Annotated in this window: 13 protein-coding genes and 1 tRNA gene; 11 read left to right on the top strand and 3 right to left on the bottom strand. The window is 60.8% G+C overall.

What is annotated here, in order from left to right:
- Positions 1-30 precede the first annotated feature (30 nt).
- From HK353_RS10105 to HK353_RS10075, 7 genes are all read left to right on the top strand, one after another.
- A complete protein-coding gene (locus HK353_RS10105; protein ID WP_173155794.1) occupies positions 31-1,716 on the top strand; it encodes a hypothetical protein in 1,686 nt (561 codons plus the stop codon).
- Positions 1,717-1,847: 131 nt separating this feature from the next.
- Positions 1,848-3,515, top strand: a complete 1,668-nt coding sequence (locus tag HK353_RS10100) for a hypothetical protein (RefSeq protein WP_173155792.1) — start codon at positions 1,848-1,850, stop codon at positions 3,513-3,515.
- A gap of 36 nt (positions 3,516-3,551) precedes the next feature.
- Positions 3,552-3,824, top strand: a complete 273-nt coding sequence (locus HK353_RS17110; protein WP_245395937.1) for a cytidine/deoxycytidylate deaminase family protein — start codon at positions 3,552-3,554, stop codon at positions 3,822-3,824.
- Positions 3,769-4,332, top strand: a complete 564-nt coding sequence (locus HK353_RS17480) for an ASCH domain-containing protein (RefSeq protein ID WP_342589894.1) — start codon at positions 3,769-3,771, stop codon at positions 4,330-4,332. Before HK353_RS17110 ends, HK353_RS17480 begins: the two co-directional genes overlap by 56 nt.
- Before the next feature lie 96 nt (positions 4,333-4,428).
- Complete coding sequence (locus HK353_RS10085) at positions 4,429-4,713, top strand: DUF3618 domain-containing protein (protein ID WP_062862037.1); 285 nt, start codon at positions 4,429-4,431, stop codon at positions 4,711-4,713.
- Complete coding sequence (locus HK353_RS10080) at positions 4,706-5,026, top strand: co-chaperone GroES (RefSeq protein WP_173155789.1); 321 nt, start codon at positions 4,706-4,708, stop codon at positions 5,024-5,026. The genes HK353_RS10085 and HK353_RS10080 overlap by 8 nt, the downstream gene beginning before the upstream one ends.
- Before the next feature lie 139 nt (positions 5,027-5,165).
- Positions 5,166-5,238 (top strand) — tRNA-Lys (locus tag HK353_RS10075).
- A gap of 228 nt (positions 5,239-5,466) precedes the next feature.
- Here HK353_RS10075 and HK353_RS10070 read toward each other — a convergent pair.
- Entirely contained in the window at positions 5,467-6,384 is a 918-nt protein-coding gene (locus tag HK353_RS10070; protein WP_173155787.1) for a tyrosine-type recombinase/integrase, read from the bottom strand.
- Positions 6,385-6,519: 135 nt separating this feature from the next.
- Between HK353_RS10070 and HK353_RS10065 the strand changes: the two genes are divergently transcribed.
- Together HK353_RS10065 and HK353_RS10060 are read left to right on the top strand one after the other, a co-directional pair.
- Positions 6,520-6,696 carry a hypothetical protein gene (locus HK353_RS10065; protein ID WP_173155785.1) on the top strand — a complete coding sequence of 59 codons (177 nt, stop codon included), beginning with the start codon at positions 6,520-6,522 and terminating at the stop codon, positions 6,694-6,696.
- Positions 6,686-7,447 carry a hypothetical protein gene (locus HK353_RS10060; RefSeq protein ID WP_173155783.1) on the top strand — a complete coding sequence of 254 codons (762 nt, stop codon included), beginning with the start codon at positions 6,686-6,688 and terminating at the stop codon, positions 7,445-7,447. Before HK353_RS10065 ends, HK353_RS10060 begins: the two co-directional genes overlap by 11 nt.
- A 58-nt stretch (positions 7,448-7,505) precedes the next feature.
- On the opposite strand, the gene HK353_RS10055 is transcribed toward HK353_RS10060, so the two are convergent.
- Positions 7,506-8,348: a DUF5677 domain-containing protein gene (locus HK353_RS10055; protein ID WP_173155781.1), complete on the bottom strand. Its 843-nt coding sequence runs from the start codon at positions 8,346-8,348 to the stop codon at positions 7,506-7,508.
- A 468-nt stretch (positions 8,349-8,816) separates the two neighbouring features.
- Here HK353_RS10055 and nhaA point away from each other — a divergent pair, with 468 nt between their 5' ends.
- Positions 8,817-10,670: a Na+/H+ antiporter NhaA gene (gene nhaA / locus HK353_RS10050; RefSeq protein WP_173155779.1), complete on the top strand. Its 1,854-nt coding sequence runs from the start codon at positions 8,817-8,819 to the stop codon at positions 10,668-10,670.
- A gap of 304 nt (positions 10,671-10,974) precedes the next feature.
- Positions 10,975-12,168 (top strand): alcohol dehydrogenase catalytic domain-containing protein, encoded by a 1,194-nt coding sequence (locus HK353_RS10045; RefSeq protein WP_173155777.1) that lies wholly within the window; start codon positions 10,975-10,977, stop codon positions 12,166-12,168.
- A gap of 406 nt (positions 12,169-12,574) precedes the next feature.
- On the opposite strand, the gene HK353_RS10040 is transcribed toward HK353_RS10045, so the two are convergent.
- Positions 12,575-13,213, bottom strand: coding sequence for a GntR family transcriptional regulator (locus tag HK353_RS10040; protein ID WP_173155775.1), 639 nt, complete (start codon positions 13,211-13,213; stop codon positions 12,575-12,577).
- Positions 13,214-13,239 lie beyond the last annotated feature (26 nt).

The raw sequence follows: 13,239 nt of genomic DNA, 5'->3' as shown, positions 1-13,239 counted from the left end.
GCCCTCGATAGCTGTCAAGGAACCCTGTACATGCCTCGTGCGTTGATCTCCGTCTCCGATGACGGGTTCACCTACACCACCCTCAACGGGGCGACGAGTCGCTATTCGGACACCGGACAGGCCATCAGCTACCTCGGCGACTACGCCAAGGAGACCGCGACTGCCCTGACCGTGACGATCGACGACGGTACGAAGACGACCGAGATCGGCATCGATGAGAATGGCCGAGTCGGCACTGTTCCCAAATACGACACCGGCGCCGAGGAGGTCGCGGACGAATCGTCGACCGCTTCGTCCACGCATGGTTCGGCTGAGACGGCCGGACGACCGGACGACGCCGACCAGAACACAGGCGGCGAGAACACGAACGGCCAGAGCACACGCGGCCAGTCCGCCAGCGGGGAGAACGGCTTCGCAGCCTACGACGACTCATCAGGGACGAACGGCGACAGCTACCCGATGGGCACTCCGTTCTCCGGACCGGCCGCACCGGCCACGCCGACGGTGAAGAAGACACCGGTGCGCAAACGCTCGGCACGCAGCCGTCCGCAGCGACTGAAGAAGATCACCATCCCAGGACTCGTGCTCATCGGCCTGGCGATCCTCATGATCGGCGCTTTCGTCGTTCCCAACATCGTCCCCGTCGACTCCCCCGATACCCCGCAGACGATCGGTTCGGAGCAGCAGGTCAACCCCGCTTCCGAGCTCTCCGTCGACAGCACTCAGGACGTCGTGCCCAGCTACGACAATTCACCCACGTGGGAAGCCGAGGTGCCCAAGCGCGCCTCGGTGACGGCCTCCGATCGCGGCGTGCTCCTCGTCGACGACAACCGCCTCGAAGTCCTCGACGCCGACACCGGCAAGTCGCGTTATAAGGCGAAGATCAGCGAGTCTCCGACCTTCGCCGTGGACACCGTCATCGACGGTCGGCCGGCTCTGCTGTGGCAGTCAGGCAACACCGCCGAGGCGCTCTTCGACGGAGACTCGAAACCCACGACCTACCAGCTGCCGGAGAAAGCCCGCATCACCTCGGCAGGCAAGAGCGTGCTCATCAAAGCGGGCAACAAGCTCTCGACCTTCGGCGCCAAGGGCTTGGAAGACGTGCCCACCCCGCAGGCCGGTTCGACGCCGATGGCCATCGATGATGATGAGATCATCAGTTCGGACTGGAACGGTCCCGTCACAGCGAAGAACATCGAGACCGGCGACGAACGCAGCATCAAGCTCGAAAGCCCCGGCGACGAATTGAAGATCATCGACTGGATCTCCGCCGGCCACGGCAAGGCGATCACGTTGTGGGGCGAACAGGGCGCTTCGACGAACTCGGGTCACAGGATCCAGCTCGTCGTCCATTCCCTCGACGACGGGTCGATCCTCTCGACCGTGACCACAACAACTGACATCGTCGGCGAGAAGTCCTGGGTGCGCGGGCAGGCGGGAGAACGCGCCTATATCGGTCCGTATCTCTTCGACCTGGAGACGGGTCTGCTGCTGATGGACGTCTCCAGCCGTGATATCCATCTCTCCGAACCGCGCGGATCCATCGTGCCCTGCACGATGGACACGAGCACCTCGTGCCTGCTTGCCGGCAAACAGGCATTCAAGACCGATACCGATCTGCTGGCGGTCGTCGACAAAGGCAACGAGGCCTTGGTGCTCGGCAACGACTCGACCGTACGCGCATATCCGAAGAAGTCAGAGACGCAGGATCGCTGATTCCGCGCCACGGCGAAACACGCCCACGGCTTTAACACATCTGGTCGAGACATTAAGATGGGCACCGATGTGTCTGAACGTCATGTCCCCTTGACCCAATGAAGTCGGAATCCCCACCGCTAAGGAACGTAGTGCCAGTCTCACACAGGTTCAGCCGCAGAGCCGCCGCAATCGGCGCAGCGCTTGCCCTGGCAGCACTACCTATCTCGGCGACGTTCACACCTGCATTCGCCCAACCGAATCCCACTCCCACGACCGAAGCCAGTGCGAGTGCCAACGGAGGTGCTTCCGCAGGAGCAGATTCCTCCGGTGGAGCTGGCACCGCCAATACGGCAGGGTCCCCTGACGGTGACGAAGCCGACGGACCGGTGCCGAAGGCAACCGAGAGCGACGCCGATTCCAATGCAGAGGCCGCCGATTCCGACAACTCGAGCGATGACGACGGCACGGGCGACTCCAAGAGCGGCGATGATGGTGACGAGCCGGATTACGACAAGGCCTGCGCACCGCCCGGAGACGACGACCCGACACCGGGCGCGGACGGGCCGTGTAAACCCGCGGAACGCCTCACCGCAGAATGGGACTCGAACACCAAGCAACTCTCGGTGACCGCACCGAACGGTGAACCCGGCAGCCTGCCCGAGAGTTGGAAGAAAGTGCCATTCGATGGCCCGAAGCAGTCGATGGTGAAGGTGCCTGCCCAAGATGCGTCCACCGCAGGCACGGCAGAATCGGCTGGTGCAGATGGCACAGACAGCAGCGAGGACTCAGACACCGATGACAGCGGACAGTCAGTCGTCGAGGCGACTGCCCAGGCCGATGTGCCGGATCAGTTCGAGTTCGGCCCCGACGGCGTCATCAGGGCAGCCGGTTCTTCGAATCCGATGAAATTCGAGCACTTCGACTCCGACCCTCACTGGAAGTTCACTGCAAACGGCACGAAGATCACCGCCAAAGGCAACGAGTACTCGGACGACTCCGACGACTCAGCCGAAAGGGATGGCTCGAGGAACGGAACCGATCAGGATGGTGCGAACGGGGGCGGTCGAACCGCTTCGCAGGATGGCTCCCAGAACTCCAAAGGTGTGTCAGACAGCTCTGCCTCCAGCGATACCGACGGTTCCAACTCGAACAGCAAAGCCTCGAGTAACAGTTCGGGAGACGAAGACGGAGCCTCATCCGACAGCGCCACGTCCGCAGACCGCAGCTCCACATCCGACAGTGACAGCTCGTCCGACAGCGGGTCGAAGGATCGCGCGAACTCCTCGGGCGACAAGGACTCCGACGGCCGAGAATCTGACACCGATTCCGGTTCAGGATCGGACGGCTCGCACGGCAGCGATTCCGACCGCTCCGGCTCCGGCTCGGAATCCGGCGACGATGACGAGAAGGATTCGGCCAAGCAAGGTTCCGGCTCGTCGATCGGCGCCTCTGACGCCGACGGCACCACCCCGGACCCGTCGAACGGCAACGGCTCCCCCGATGATGAACGCGAGACCATTCCCGGCAATACTGGTGATGAATGGCTGCCCGGGGATGACGAGGATACCGAAACCCCTGACTACTCTGACCCTGTGCCTCGCAACCCCGACGAACCTGCGCCCAAAGACGATACGGACCTCATCACCGGTGGCGATCAGCCGTCCCCGCGGGCCAACCAGAATCCGGCGACCTCATTCGGCGAATCCATCATCTCCACGATCGTGAGCTCGTGGCCCGTCTTCGTTCTGGCTGCTTCCGGCATGGCCGCGGTCGGGTTCATCATCTACCTCATGGGACGACGCGGAAAACAGGACTGAGCCCCGCCTCGGCAATCCTCATCTAAGATCGCGGACATGGAACTCTTCGACTCCGAGCTGCGCGTGATCGCTGCGGCCGAGAACCTCGCCCGGACACTCGGCGCCGATGCGAACCACACTGTCGCTGCAGCCGCGATGGACACCACCGGCCGCATCCACACCGGAGTCAACGTCCACCACTTCACCGGAGGCCCCTGCGCCGAACTGGCCGCATCCACACCGGAGTCAACGTCCACCACTTCACCGGAGGCCCCTGCGCCGAACTCGTGGTGCTCGGCGCTGCCGCCGCGCTGGGTGCGGGCCCGCTAGTCGCCATCGCCGCGGTCGGCGACCACGATCGGGGCCTGCTCGCTCCCTGCGGACGCTGCCGTCAGGTCATCCTCGACCTCCACCCCGACGCCCTCGTGGCGATCCCGGACACCGAGGGGCGCCCGTCGATCGCGCCCATCCCCGCGCTCCTCCCCCCCACGCCTACCGTCATCCGGCTGCCGCACCGAAGCGGCTGCTGAGGTTCCATGCTTGCTACTTCGACGCCGTCGCGGACGGGACGAAGACTCTGACGGTGCGGTGGAACGAAGGCCACCGCACGGGTCCTGCTCTGGCGTACTTCGAGAACACCGAGCATGGCACGCTTCCCGTGGAAGTCGCCTCGGTGATGGTGAAGCGACTCGACGAACTGGGGCCCGAGGATCTCGACCTCACCCGCTCGGGTGGACTCGACCGATACATCGCGAATCTCCACGACCACTACCCGACCATGCCCGCGGACGCGAACGGCGAGATCGTAAGATTCCGTCGAACCGCGGCCGATATCTGACACTCTCTGGGCCCAGCCGCTAAGCTGGACAGCGAAGCACTGTGGCACAAGGTCACAGACGCAGCAAAGCATTCTCGACCGGGAGGACTCGACCCGATGACTGACAACGTCTACACCTCAGATGTGACCGTCGACCAGGCGACAACCGCACAGCTCGCGGAGTCGATCCGACTGCGCGAGGAGCGCATCGCCGAGAACATCGACGAGCTCGTCGGCCGCATCCACCCAAAGGTGCTGGCGACGCGCGCCGTCAACAAGGCGAAGTCCGAGGTCGTCGAGGAAGACGGCTCCCCCAAGCCTGAGATCATCGCACTCGGCGCCGGTGCCGTCCTCGGTGTGGCCGCCCTCATCGTCGGACTCTCCGGTCGCAAGCGTGGCTGATGCCGCACTACCGATCCGGATGCTCCATGACCGGATCCTGCTCGAACCCAGCGCGGAAGCCGGGGAACGCAAATCCTCGGCAGGCATCGTCATTCCCGCCACCGCCAGCATGGGCAGACGCCTCGTGTGGGGCCAGGTCGTAGCGGCGGGCCCGCACGTGAGGCAGGCCAACCTCGGCGATACCGTCCTCTACGATCCCGAGGAACTCGCCGAGGTGGAGCTCGAAGGAAGCGCGTATGTGCTGCTGCGCGAACGCGACGTCCACGCGATCTCCGAGCCCGCCGAGCAGTCGAGTTCAGGAATGTACCTGTAGGGACTGGCCGCTGTCTGATCGGGTATCTGACCTGGGGCTTGCGACCTTCATCACAAAATCAAATCTGGGCCGATCTCGGTTTGCGTGATCGGCAGAAACCTGAGTAATATTAATTCTCGTTGCGCAGGATGCGCGGCACGCACCTCTAGCTCAATTGGCAGAGCAACTGACTCTTAATCAGTGGGTTCCGGGTTCAAGTCCCGGGGGGTGCACAGCAAAGAAAGCCCCTCACCTGGCATTACGTCTGGTAAGGGGTTTTCGTCATTTCGATACGGAGTCAGCGACCCCACGGTTACCCATCTTTTTCCTTCGCATTTCTGCCGAACTGGTCGAGGATCGAGGACATATCAGGTGCGGTTGCCGCCTTCGCCACATAGTGCGCCGACGTGACGCCAGTACCCGAGTGCCCCAAAACGGCAGCCGCGGGCTCGAGAGTCGCCTCAGCGTCGATGAGCGTGGCGACCGACTTTCGGAACACGTGCGGGGGTGATGCTCGTCGTGGTCTCGAGCTCCTTGAGTGCAGCGCGCAAGGACCGTCGATAGTTGTTCGGCCACTTCCACGTCCCGGCCCCGGACGGGAACACCGCATTCGTCTCCGTGGGGAGCGCCTCGACGCTCCGGCGCAGGAGCACGTCGACAACGAACGTCGGCAGGGTGAGCACACGGTAGCCGCTGGCCGTCTTTGCGTGCCCCTGCCGATTGAGGCCCTTGTCCTTGATCGGGACGAGTGTGCCCGTCACGGTGAGGCTCGGATGGTCGCCGAGGTCCACATCGGACCAGCGCAACGCCAGCACTTCACCGATGCGCATACCGGTGCCGAGCATCACGTCTACGACGTCGAGCAGTTCAGCCGACCGCCGCGGACCTTTCACGCCCTCGGCGCCTTGCCATTTCCGCAGGCCCTCGCGCAGCTCACTCGCTTCGTCGATCGTGAGCGCCTTCACTGGCTTCCGCTTCCGGGCGGGTAGGCGCACCTCGCGCACCGGGTTCGTGCGCAGCGCGTCATGACGGACGGCGAGGTCGAACATGCTCGTCAGTACTGACTTCGTGGTCTTGGCCCTGCCGGGTGTCTTGCCGGCGAGTGCGCGCAGGAATTGGTCGACGCGGGAGACCGTGGCCTCGATGATGAGGTACTCCCCCAACGCTGGGCCGATGATCTTCTCGACGATGGACTCATACCGTTCGAGGGTCTGCTCGGTGTGGTCGTCGGATCCTTGTAGGCTCTCGGTCCAGATCTTGCCGAGGCTGGTCACTGTGGTGTTGCCGGTGATCGTGTCGCCGGCGGACTCGACGCGGGCGCGCAGGTTCGCGAGCAACTTCCGCTCGGCCTTGGCACCGAGCCCGAGAAGAACTGACATTGAAATACGCGGTGCCCTCAGCGGTCTCAGGACTGCTGAGGGCACTATCGTGTCAGTGCCGTACGACAGACTTTCTGCAAGTAAATCGAGGTAATAGTTGGTAGCATGAGTGCACGCCTAAAGGGAGATGTAACCATGACTGTTTTGTACATGGATGAGCACGAGCTCGCGTCCCGGAGATCCGAGATCCTTGACGAGTTGCACATGACGCTCGAAGAGCTCGAGGAGAACGCGGGCAACTATATGCTCGATGCTTGGCAAAGAGACCTCTACCGGGAATATCACATTCTGGTGAGCCTGAGTGAGGACTGACCTCAACTACCCAGACGAAGATACTCGAAGTCTTGTTATTGCAGTAGAGGACTTCGTCAAAGAGATCGTCGCTACTATCGACAACTCGATAGTCTGCGATCTGGTGGTGAGTGATCCCCCGGTCGTGACTCCGAGGAAGGTGACTGCATCCAAACCTCAAGGTGGATTCAAAATTGGCGTGCGAATGACCATATCCGCAATGGTCTACGGCGCCCCGACATATCGAGTAGAAGCTGACTATGTGCTTGTCTGGAACCGCACTCGAAAGTTCGTGGCAGTCTTCTCGTCGACGTTCGCGCTTCTGATTGAAGGATCGAACGAACCACTTTTCCACTACGACTACGTGCTCGAGCCACAGGGTAAGAACCCCGGCGCTCATCTCAATATCCACCACGACCGTGAGGACGTCCGACAAGCATTGGCTAAGGGCGGGGACAGGTACAGAGCCAAAGCCAGGAACCGGAGCGGCACACTTAGGGACTCGGAACTTCACTATCCTCTTGGCGGCCCTCGATTCCGCCCGTGCCTCGAAGACATCATCCAGTTCATGATTTACGAGTTAGGAGTCGACCCGAAAGAGCAATGGCACAGAACTCTAAGTGACGGACGAACACGGTGGCGTGATCGCCAGCTTCGAGCGGCGGTAGCCGACAATTTGCATGTGGCTGCGCAGGTGCTACGCGATCACGATTTCGAGGTCTTGGGCGGCCCCAAGCCTGATCGTAACGACGTACGAATTACCGAGTTGTGAGTGCACGGCCTACTGATATGCGCGGTGCCTTCGCGATCTATCGACTGTAGGAGCATTGTCATTTTTGCTTAGCTTTCCGCCGTCGTTTTATAGGTTCATCTGAAAGCTTCATGTCGAGAGTCACTTCGCATTCATTCGCAACGCGACGGATCGGGTTCTTCGCCTTGTGCTCTTTCATTGTCGTGGTGAAGGCATACAAGGCTCTGCACGCCGAAAAGACGGTGAAGTAGGCGAGAAGCTTGGACGGGAAATCGGAGGGCGTGCTGCTGAAGTCTGGCATGCCATTGCCTTCGTCTGGGCCGGTGCGCGTCAGATAGAGGTCTGCAACAGGCACCGAAGGGTGGCAGTACTCGGAAAGCATCCGATAGTAGGTGTAGAGATCATTCCCACCTTCGAAGTCCTCGACCATCCTCTCGAAGTTCTTAGCTTGTTCTTTCGAGGTGGTCTCAAACTCTTCTTGATCAAGGCCGGCGAGCGTATCTGCAGCGTCGATCAAGTACGGGATCTCAGAGTCCTTCATCGTCTTCTGCAGAGTCTTGCGACTGCGTCCATATTGATTCGAGATTGCTCGCGGTGCTTCTTCTCCGGTGAGATACACCCAATTCTGCTTCAGCGCACACTCATAGGCCAGGCGCACAAGTGGGATCGACTGCACGATGTGGCTTTCGGTCAGCAGGAGGCGAATTGAGCGGGAGAGCTGCATGACGTGCGCGCAATATCCGAGTAGCAGAGCAGACTGGGCGCGGTCGAAGGCTATCCGCTTGCCGTTCACTTTCTTCGCACGAACTACCAGCCGTCCTTCGCCGGAGCTCGCAATTTGGTCCCACTCGTTCAACAACTCATCGAGCTTTTCAAGCAAGAAGTCAGTGGAATGGACACCCGCATCTGCCGTACTAGTCATGAAGTGATCGTAGACGATCCTCTGTTGTCTTGAGCACGAGGGTCGGATCTCGAAGAGGGCTCCTGGCAAAACTTGACTCACCCCACGCTTACCCACCTAATTGGATGGAACCCCACGGAAACCGCAGAAATCGATGAACCCAAATCAGTGGGTTCCGGGTTCAAGTCCCGGGGGGTGCACAGCACACTGACAACCGCCATTCGGATCATCCGGGTGGCGGTTTTCTGTTCTCTTTCCTGCGAAGAGATCGTGGGCTGTAGGCCAAGATGTGGGTCTGGACCCGACGTGTCAGCCTCGACACTGCTTTCGGCCCCTGAGAAGCCGATCGTCTCCTCCCAGCCCATCTTGAGTTTCGCCACCTTCGGGGCGCCGCGCGATGATAGCCAGGCCCAGGGAGTACCGAACGACCACTGGTCCTCGGGTGCCGCGGTATGAAGATACAACAGCAAGTTCAGATAGACTGCCTCCATGCAGAACTTCGCTGACCGTAAGCCAGGTCTCGGTCAAATCGTACGCAGACTACGAACAGAGTCCGGATCGGCGATGTTTCTGGCGCTGGTCACAGTATTGGCGCTTGCGTGGGCGAACTCGCCGTTATCTGAAAGCTATTTCGCGCTCTGGCATCAGGAGGTCGGCTTCGATGTCGGTCCCGTGAGCATGCATATGACTCTGCACCACTGGATCAACGACGGCCTCATGGTGATCTTCTTCTTTGTTGTCGGACTGGAGGTGCGGCAAGAGTTCGCGCACGGAACTTTGCGCGATCGAAGTCGTGCTCAACTCGCTTTGATAGCTGGCGTCGCAGGCGTCGCTCTCCCGGCTCTCGTGTATGCGATTGTCGTCAGCTTGTCCGGCGGCAGCGGACTTGGCGGATGGGGTGCTGTAGTCGGAACGGATACAGCGTTCATGCTCGGCGCCTTGGCAATAGTGGGTCCACGACTGTCAGGTCAGTTGCGTGTCTTCCTGCTCACCCTGACAGTGGTCGATGACTTCCTGGCAGTATCGATCATTGGCATTGTCTATAGCGATGAGATCAAGCTTGTCCCCTTGTTGATCGCTCTAGCCTGCCTCATCGGCTTGTGGGCGCTTGGCCGTTCACGACAGTGGATTACGGGGCCTTATGTGATCATTGTGATTGTTCTGTGGTTCGCCACTGTCTCTTCCGGGGTTCATGCTTCACTCGCGGGCATGATAGCCGGGCTGCTCATCCCTGCCTACCCTACCCAGCGCCAAGAGGTAGTTGCTGCCCGCCAGCTTTTCCGTGACTTCTGGCAGTCGCCCAGTGCCGCCTCGGCGCGCGGTGTCAACCGCGGCCTCGCACGGGGGATCTCGGTGAACGAGAGAATGCACGAAGTCCTTCGCTGGCCCACTGCGCTGCTTGTCGTGCCGATCTTCGCACTCGCCAATGCCGGCGTCGACCTCAGAGGTGGATTGCTCGCTGATTCCCTCGGCTCTTCCGTGACCTGGGGAGTAGTCGCCGGGCTTGTGCTCGGCAAGCTCCTCGGCATCGGCATTGCAACTCTTCTGGCAGTCAGGCTGGGGCTTGGCCGACCGCCAGAAGGGGTGGGAATGGGCAGCGTCTTCGGCGGTGCAGCGCTTTCAGGCATCGGGTTCACCGTCTCTCTGCTCGTCATCGGACTTGCCTTCGGCTCGACAACTGATCTCGGGAGACAGGCGACTGTGGGTGTCCTGGTCTCCATGGTGCTCGCCGTTGCCCTGGGCTGGTTGATTTTCAAGATCGCTGCCAAGCGGTGGGGTGAGGAGACTGCAGATCTGCCCATGGTGCTCGAGCCTCCGGTCGATCCCGAAGTCGATCACATTCGCGGCCCGCAGGACGCCAAGCTGACACTGGTCGAATATATCGACTTCGAGTGCGAGTACTGTGCACACGCCACTGGCTCCTGGGACGACCTGCGCGCGCAATTCGGCGACGATCTTCGTTACGTAGTGCGGCATCTTCCCCACCACCCACACGGGCCATTGGCTGCAAAAGCGTCTGAAGCAGCTGCAAACCAAGGCGAGTTCTGGCGATGGCTCGATTTCGTATTCACGCACCAGGACGCGCTCGAGCGGGAACATCTCCTTACCTATGCGGAAGAGCTCGGGCTGAACGTCGATCGCTTCATCCAAGACATGGACAGCGAGGCTGTCGCGCAACGAGTCAACCGCGACCTCGCGAGTGCCGAGGCCAGCGGTGCTCATGCCACCCCAACGTTCTTTGTCGAAGGTCGGCGCCTGTTGGGCGACTATGACGCCCGGACGTTGACTGCGGCGCTCGAATCGCGGAGGCGCGGCACACGTACCCAGGAGGCATCCCGCTGAAAGGATGGTGAGGGGGTCGGCGACTACTACCGAGGAGTGTCAAGCCGCGGGTTTCACAGAGGCTCCTATTCTGGTCTCCTTGGCAGCCGCGGGTTCTGTCGCGGACTGGTTGATCCACTCCGAATGGACCTCGAGTGGCGGGCGGCACCCTATCGCCGGGTGAATCTCCTTCTTCCAATCTCCCTGCCTCTTTTATCCCTGGGGCGATTCCACTAGGCTGAACCAGCAGGCGAAACATAAACGCTTTCGCATGCAAGTTCCAGCGGAAAGCTGGATAACCACCCTATGGAAGGACACGAGAATCATGGCTGATGGCAATCGCGCAGTAGTGTTCGCTAATCCACAAGACATGCAGGTCGAGAATCTCGACTTCCCGAAGCTCGAGATGCCCACCGGAGAAAAAGCACCGCACGGGGTCATCTTGAAAATCGTCGCTACAAACATCTGCGGAAGCGACCTCCACATCTACCGCGGCTCCTTCCCAGTGCCCCAAGGCATGGTCATGGGACACGAAATGACAGGCCAGGTAGTTGAGCTCGGATCCGATGTTACTTTCCTCAAGGAAGGCGATCTCGTCTCGGTGCCGTTCAATGTCGCTTGCGGCCGGTGTCGCAATTGCCGGGGGCGCAGGACGGAAGTCTGCGAGACTACGAATCCAGATGGCCCCTGCGCAGCCTACGGGTTCAACCTCGGCAATTGGCAAGGTGGACAGGCGGAATACCTGTTTGTGCCCTATGCCGACTTTCAGCTGCTCCGCTTCCCAGACAAGGACCAGGCCATGGAGAAGATCCGCGACCTGGCCCTCCTATCGGACATTCTCCCTACAGCATTCCATGGTCTGATGGAGGCTGGTGCCAAGCCAGGCTCGACAGTCTATATTGCCGGTGCAGGACCTGTGGGCCGGTGCGGTGCGGCGGCAGCTCGCCTCCTCGGAGCGTCATGCATCATCGTCGGCGACTACCACAAGGACCGCCTCGATCTGATGAAACAGAACGGCTGCGAAACCATTGACCTCAACGAGGATGTTCCTCTGACCGATCAGATCGAAGCTATTCTAGGCGAGCCCATGGTGGATTGTGCGGTGGACTACGTGGGCTCGGAAGCACATGGAATCGGTCGTGAGGCCGGAGATATGGATCCTGCGCACGCGATCAATCAAGTCATGGACGCTACCCGACCTGGCGGAGCCACCGGCATCATCGGAGTGTACGGACCCGATCCGCTTGCAGAGTCGAAAGCAGAGCAGGAAGGAACTTTCCCACTCGACTTCGGAAAAGCATGGATCAAGTCACCTCGAATCTCGGGCGGCCAGGCACCGATCATGCACTACAACCGCGAGTTGATGATGGCCATTCTCTGGGACCGCATGCCGTACCTCAGCGACATGCTCAACACGAAGATCATCAGTCTCGACGATGCTCCAGACGCCTACGCAACCTTTGATAAGGGTGTTTCGGACAAGTTCATCATCGATCCGCACGGGCTCATTTCAGCCTGACCTGATCCACCCTCCTGGAGGGTTGCAAGCTTCATCTAACGACATCAGAGAACCGGTTCGGGTGCTGCCTTTGGCGGCACCCGAACTGCTCTAACTGTCCGATCAGTCTGTCTTCACATCGATTGACACGTCTTCGCGCGAAGCTAGGTGGTGTCGTGACCTTAGTGAGCCAACTCTGCCCCCAGATCGCAATTGGCCAGCTGGTCAACTCTGAAGAGCTCAAGGAGTGATGCTCCAGACTACTGGCAGCACACTGGTAAGCAGGCTTACCTTGGTGTCTCCAATGGCCCCTTCTCATCTATGCTCAAAGGCGCGTCCAAGCTGACTCCTCAGAACGACCGCTATTCGCAGCTCGAGGTGTCATCGAATCCGGTTCTATAGCACTCACGAGCCCCAGCTTCCCAATTCAGTCCTGACCGGCGCGGGCATAGGCACCGAGAACCTGTCTCTCCGAATCCCCGAGGTAGACGGCAAGCCTAGCAGCGGCGGCCCCCGGCCCATCAGAGCGATAGATCTCGACCACCTCGCGGTTGCGCTCGATGAAGGGCGCATGGAGGAAGTCGAGGACCTCCACCTTGAGGAAGGCCAGGCGCAGCTCGGCGAGCACATTGGCAAACGACCGCATCAACCGCCTGCTGTCCGACAGCGAGACGACGGCATTGTGGAACCCCATGTTCGCCGTGCCGACTTCCAGCCAGTTCTCTTCGGCAGCGAACTTCTCGGCAGCCTCGACGGCCGCCTCCATCCTCACGGCGTTCGGGTGATTGCGCGGAGCGTATTCGAGCACCGAGCACTCCACATGATGACGCACCCGGTAGATGTCGACGACATCGGCCGTGCTCGGTGACGCCACTGAGACGCCTCGGTGCGGGATATGCGTGACCAGGCCCTGCTCACCGAGGACCCGGAACGCCTCACGCAGAGTATTGCGCGAAACATCGAATTCCTTCGCCAGCGCGGTTTCGGACAGCCGCTCACCGGGGCGCAGCTCTCCAGCGATGAGGCGGTCAGTGAGCCTGTTGACCAGGGACGAATCGTGATTCACCTCTCCATTCTACTGAAAGAGCACCC

It is taken from the genome of Brevibacterium permense (genome assembly GCF_013280495.1).
Lineage (GTDB): Bacteria > Actinomycetota > Actinomycetes > Actinomycetales > Brevibacteriaceae > Brevibacterium > Brevibacterium permense.
Note: the sequence above shows the minus strand (reverse complement) of the source record. Positions and strands in the feature narration are given on the sequence as shown.

Excerpts from the sequence above, each read along its gene's own strand:
- HK353_RS10085 (WP_062862037.1), top strand. The coding sequence starts at position 4,429 with ATGACTGACAACGTCTACACCTCAGATGTGACCGTCGACCAGGCGACA.
- HK353_RS10055 (WP_173155781.1), bottom strand. The coding sequence starts at position 8,348 with ATGACTAGTACGGCAGATGCGGGTGTCCATTCCACTGACTTCTTGCTT.
- HK353_RS10045 (WP_173155777.1), top strand. The coding sequence starts at position 10,975 with ATGGCTGATGGCAATCGCGCAGTAGTGTTCGCTAATCCACAAGACATG.
- HK353_RS10070 (WP_173155787.1), bottom strand. The coding sequence starts at position 6,384 with ATGTCAGTTCTTCTCGGGCTCGGTGCCAAGGCCGAGCGGAAGTTGCTC.
- HK353_RS17110 (WP_245395937.1), top strand. The coding sequence starts at position 3,552 with ATGGAACTCTTCGACTCCGAGCTGCGCGTGATCGCTGCGGCCGAGAAC.
- HK353_RS10065 (WP_173155785.1), top strand. The coding sequence starts at position 6,520 with ATGACTGTTTTGTACATGGATGAGCACGAGCTCGCGTCCCGGAGATCC.
- HK353_RS10105 (WP_173155794.1), top strand. The coding sequence starts at position 31 with ATGCCTCGTGCGTTGATCTCCGTCTCCGATGACGGGTTCACCTACACC.
- nhaA (WP_173155779.1), top strand. The coding sequence starts at position 8,817 with ATGCAGAACTTCGCTGACCGTAAGCCAGGTCTCGGTCAAATCGTACGC.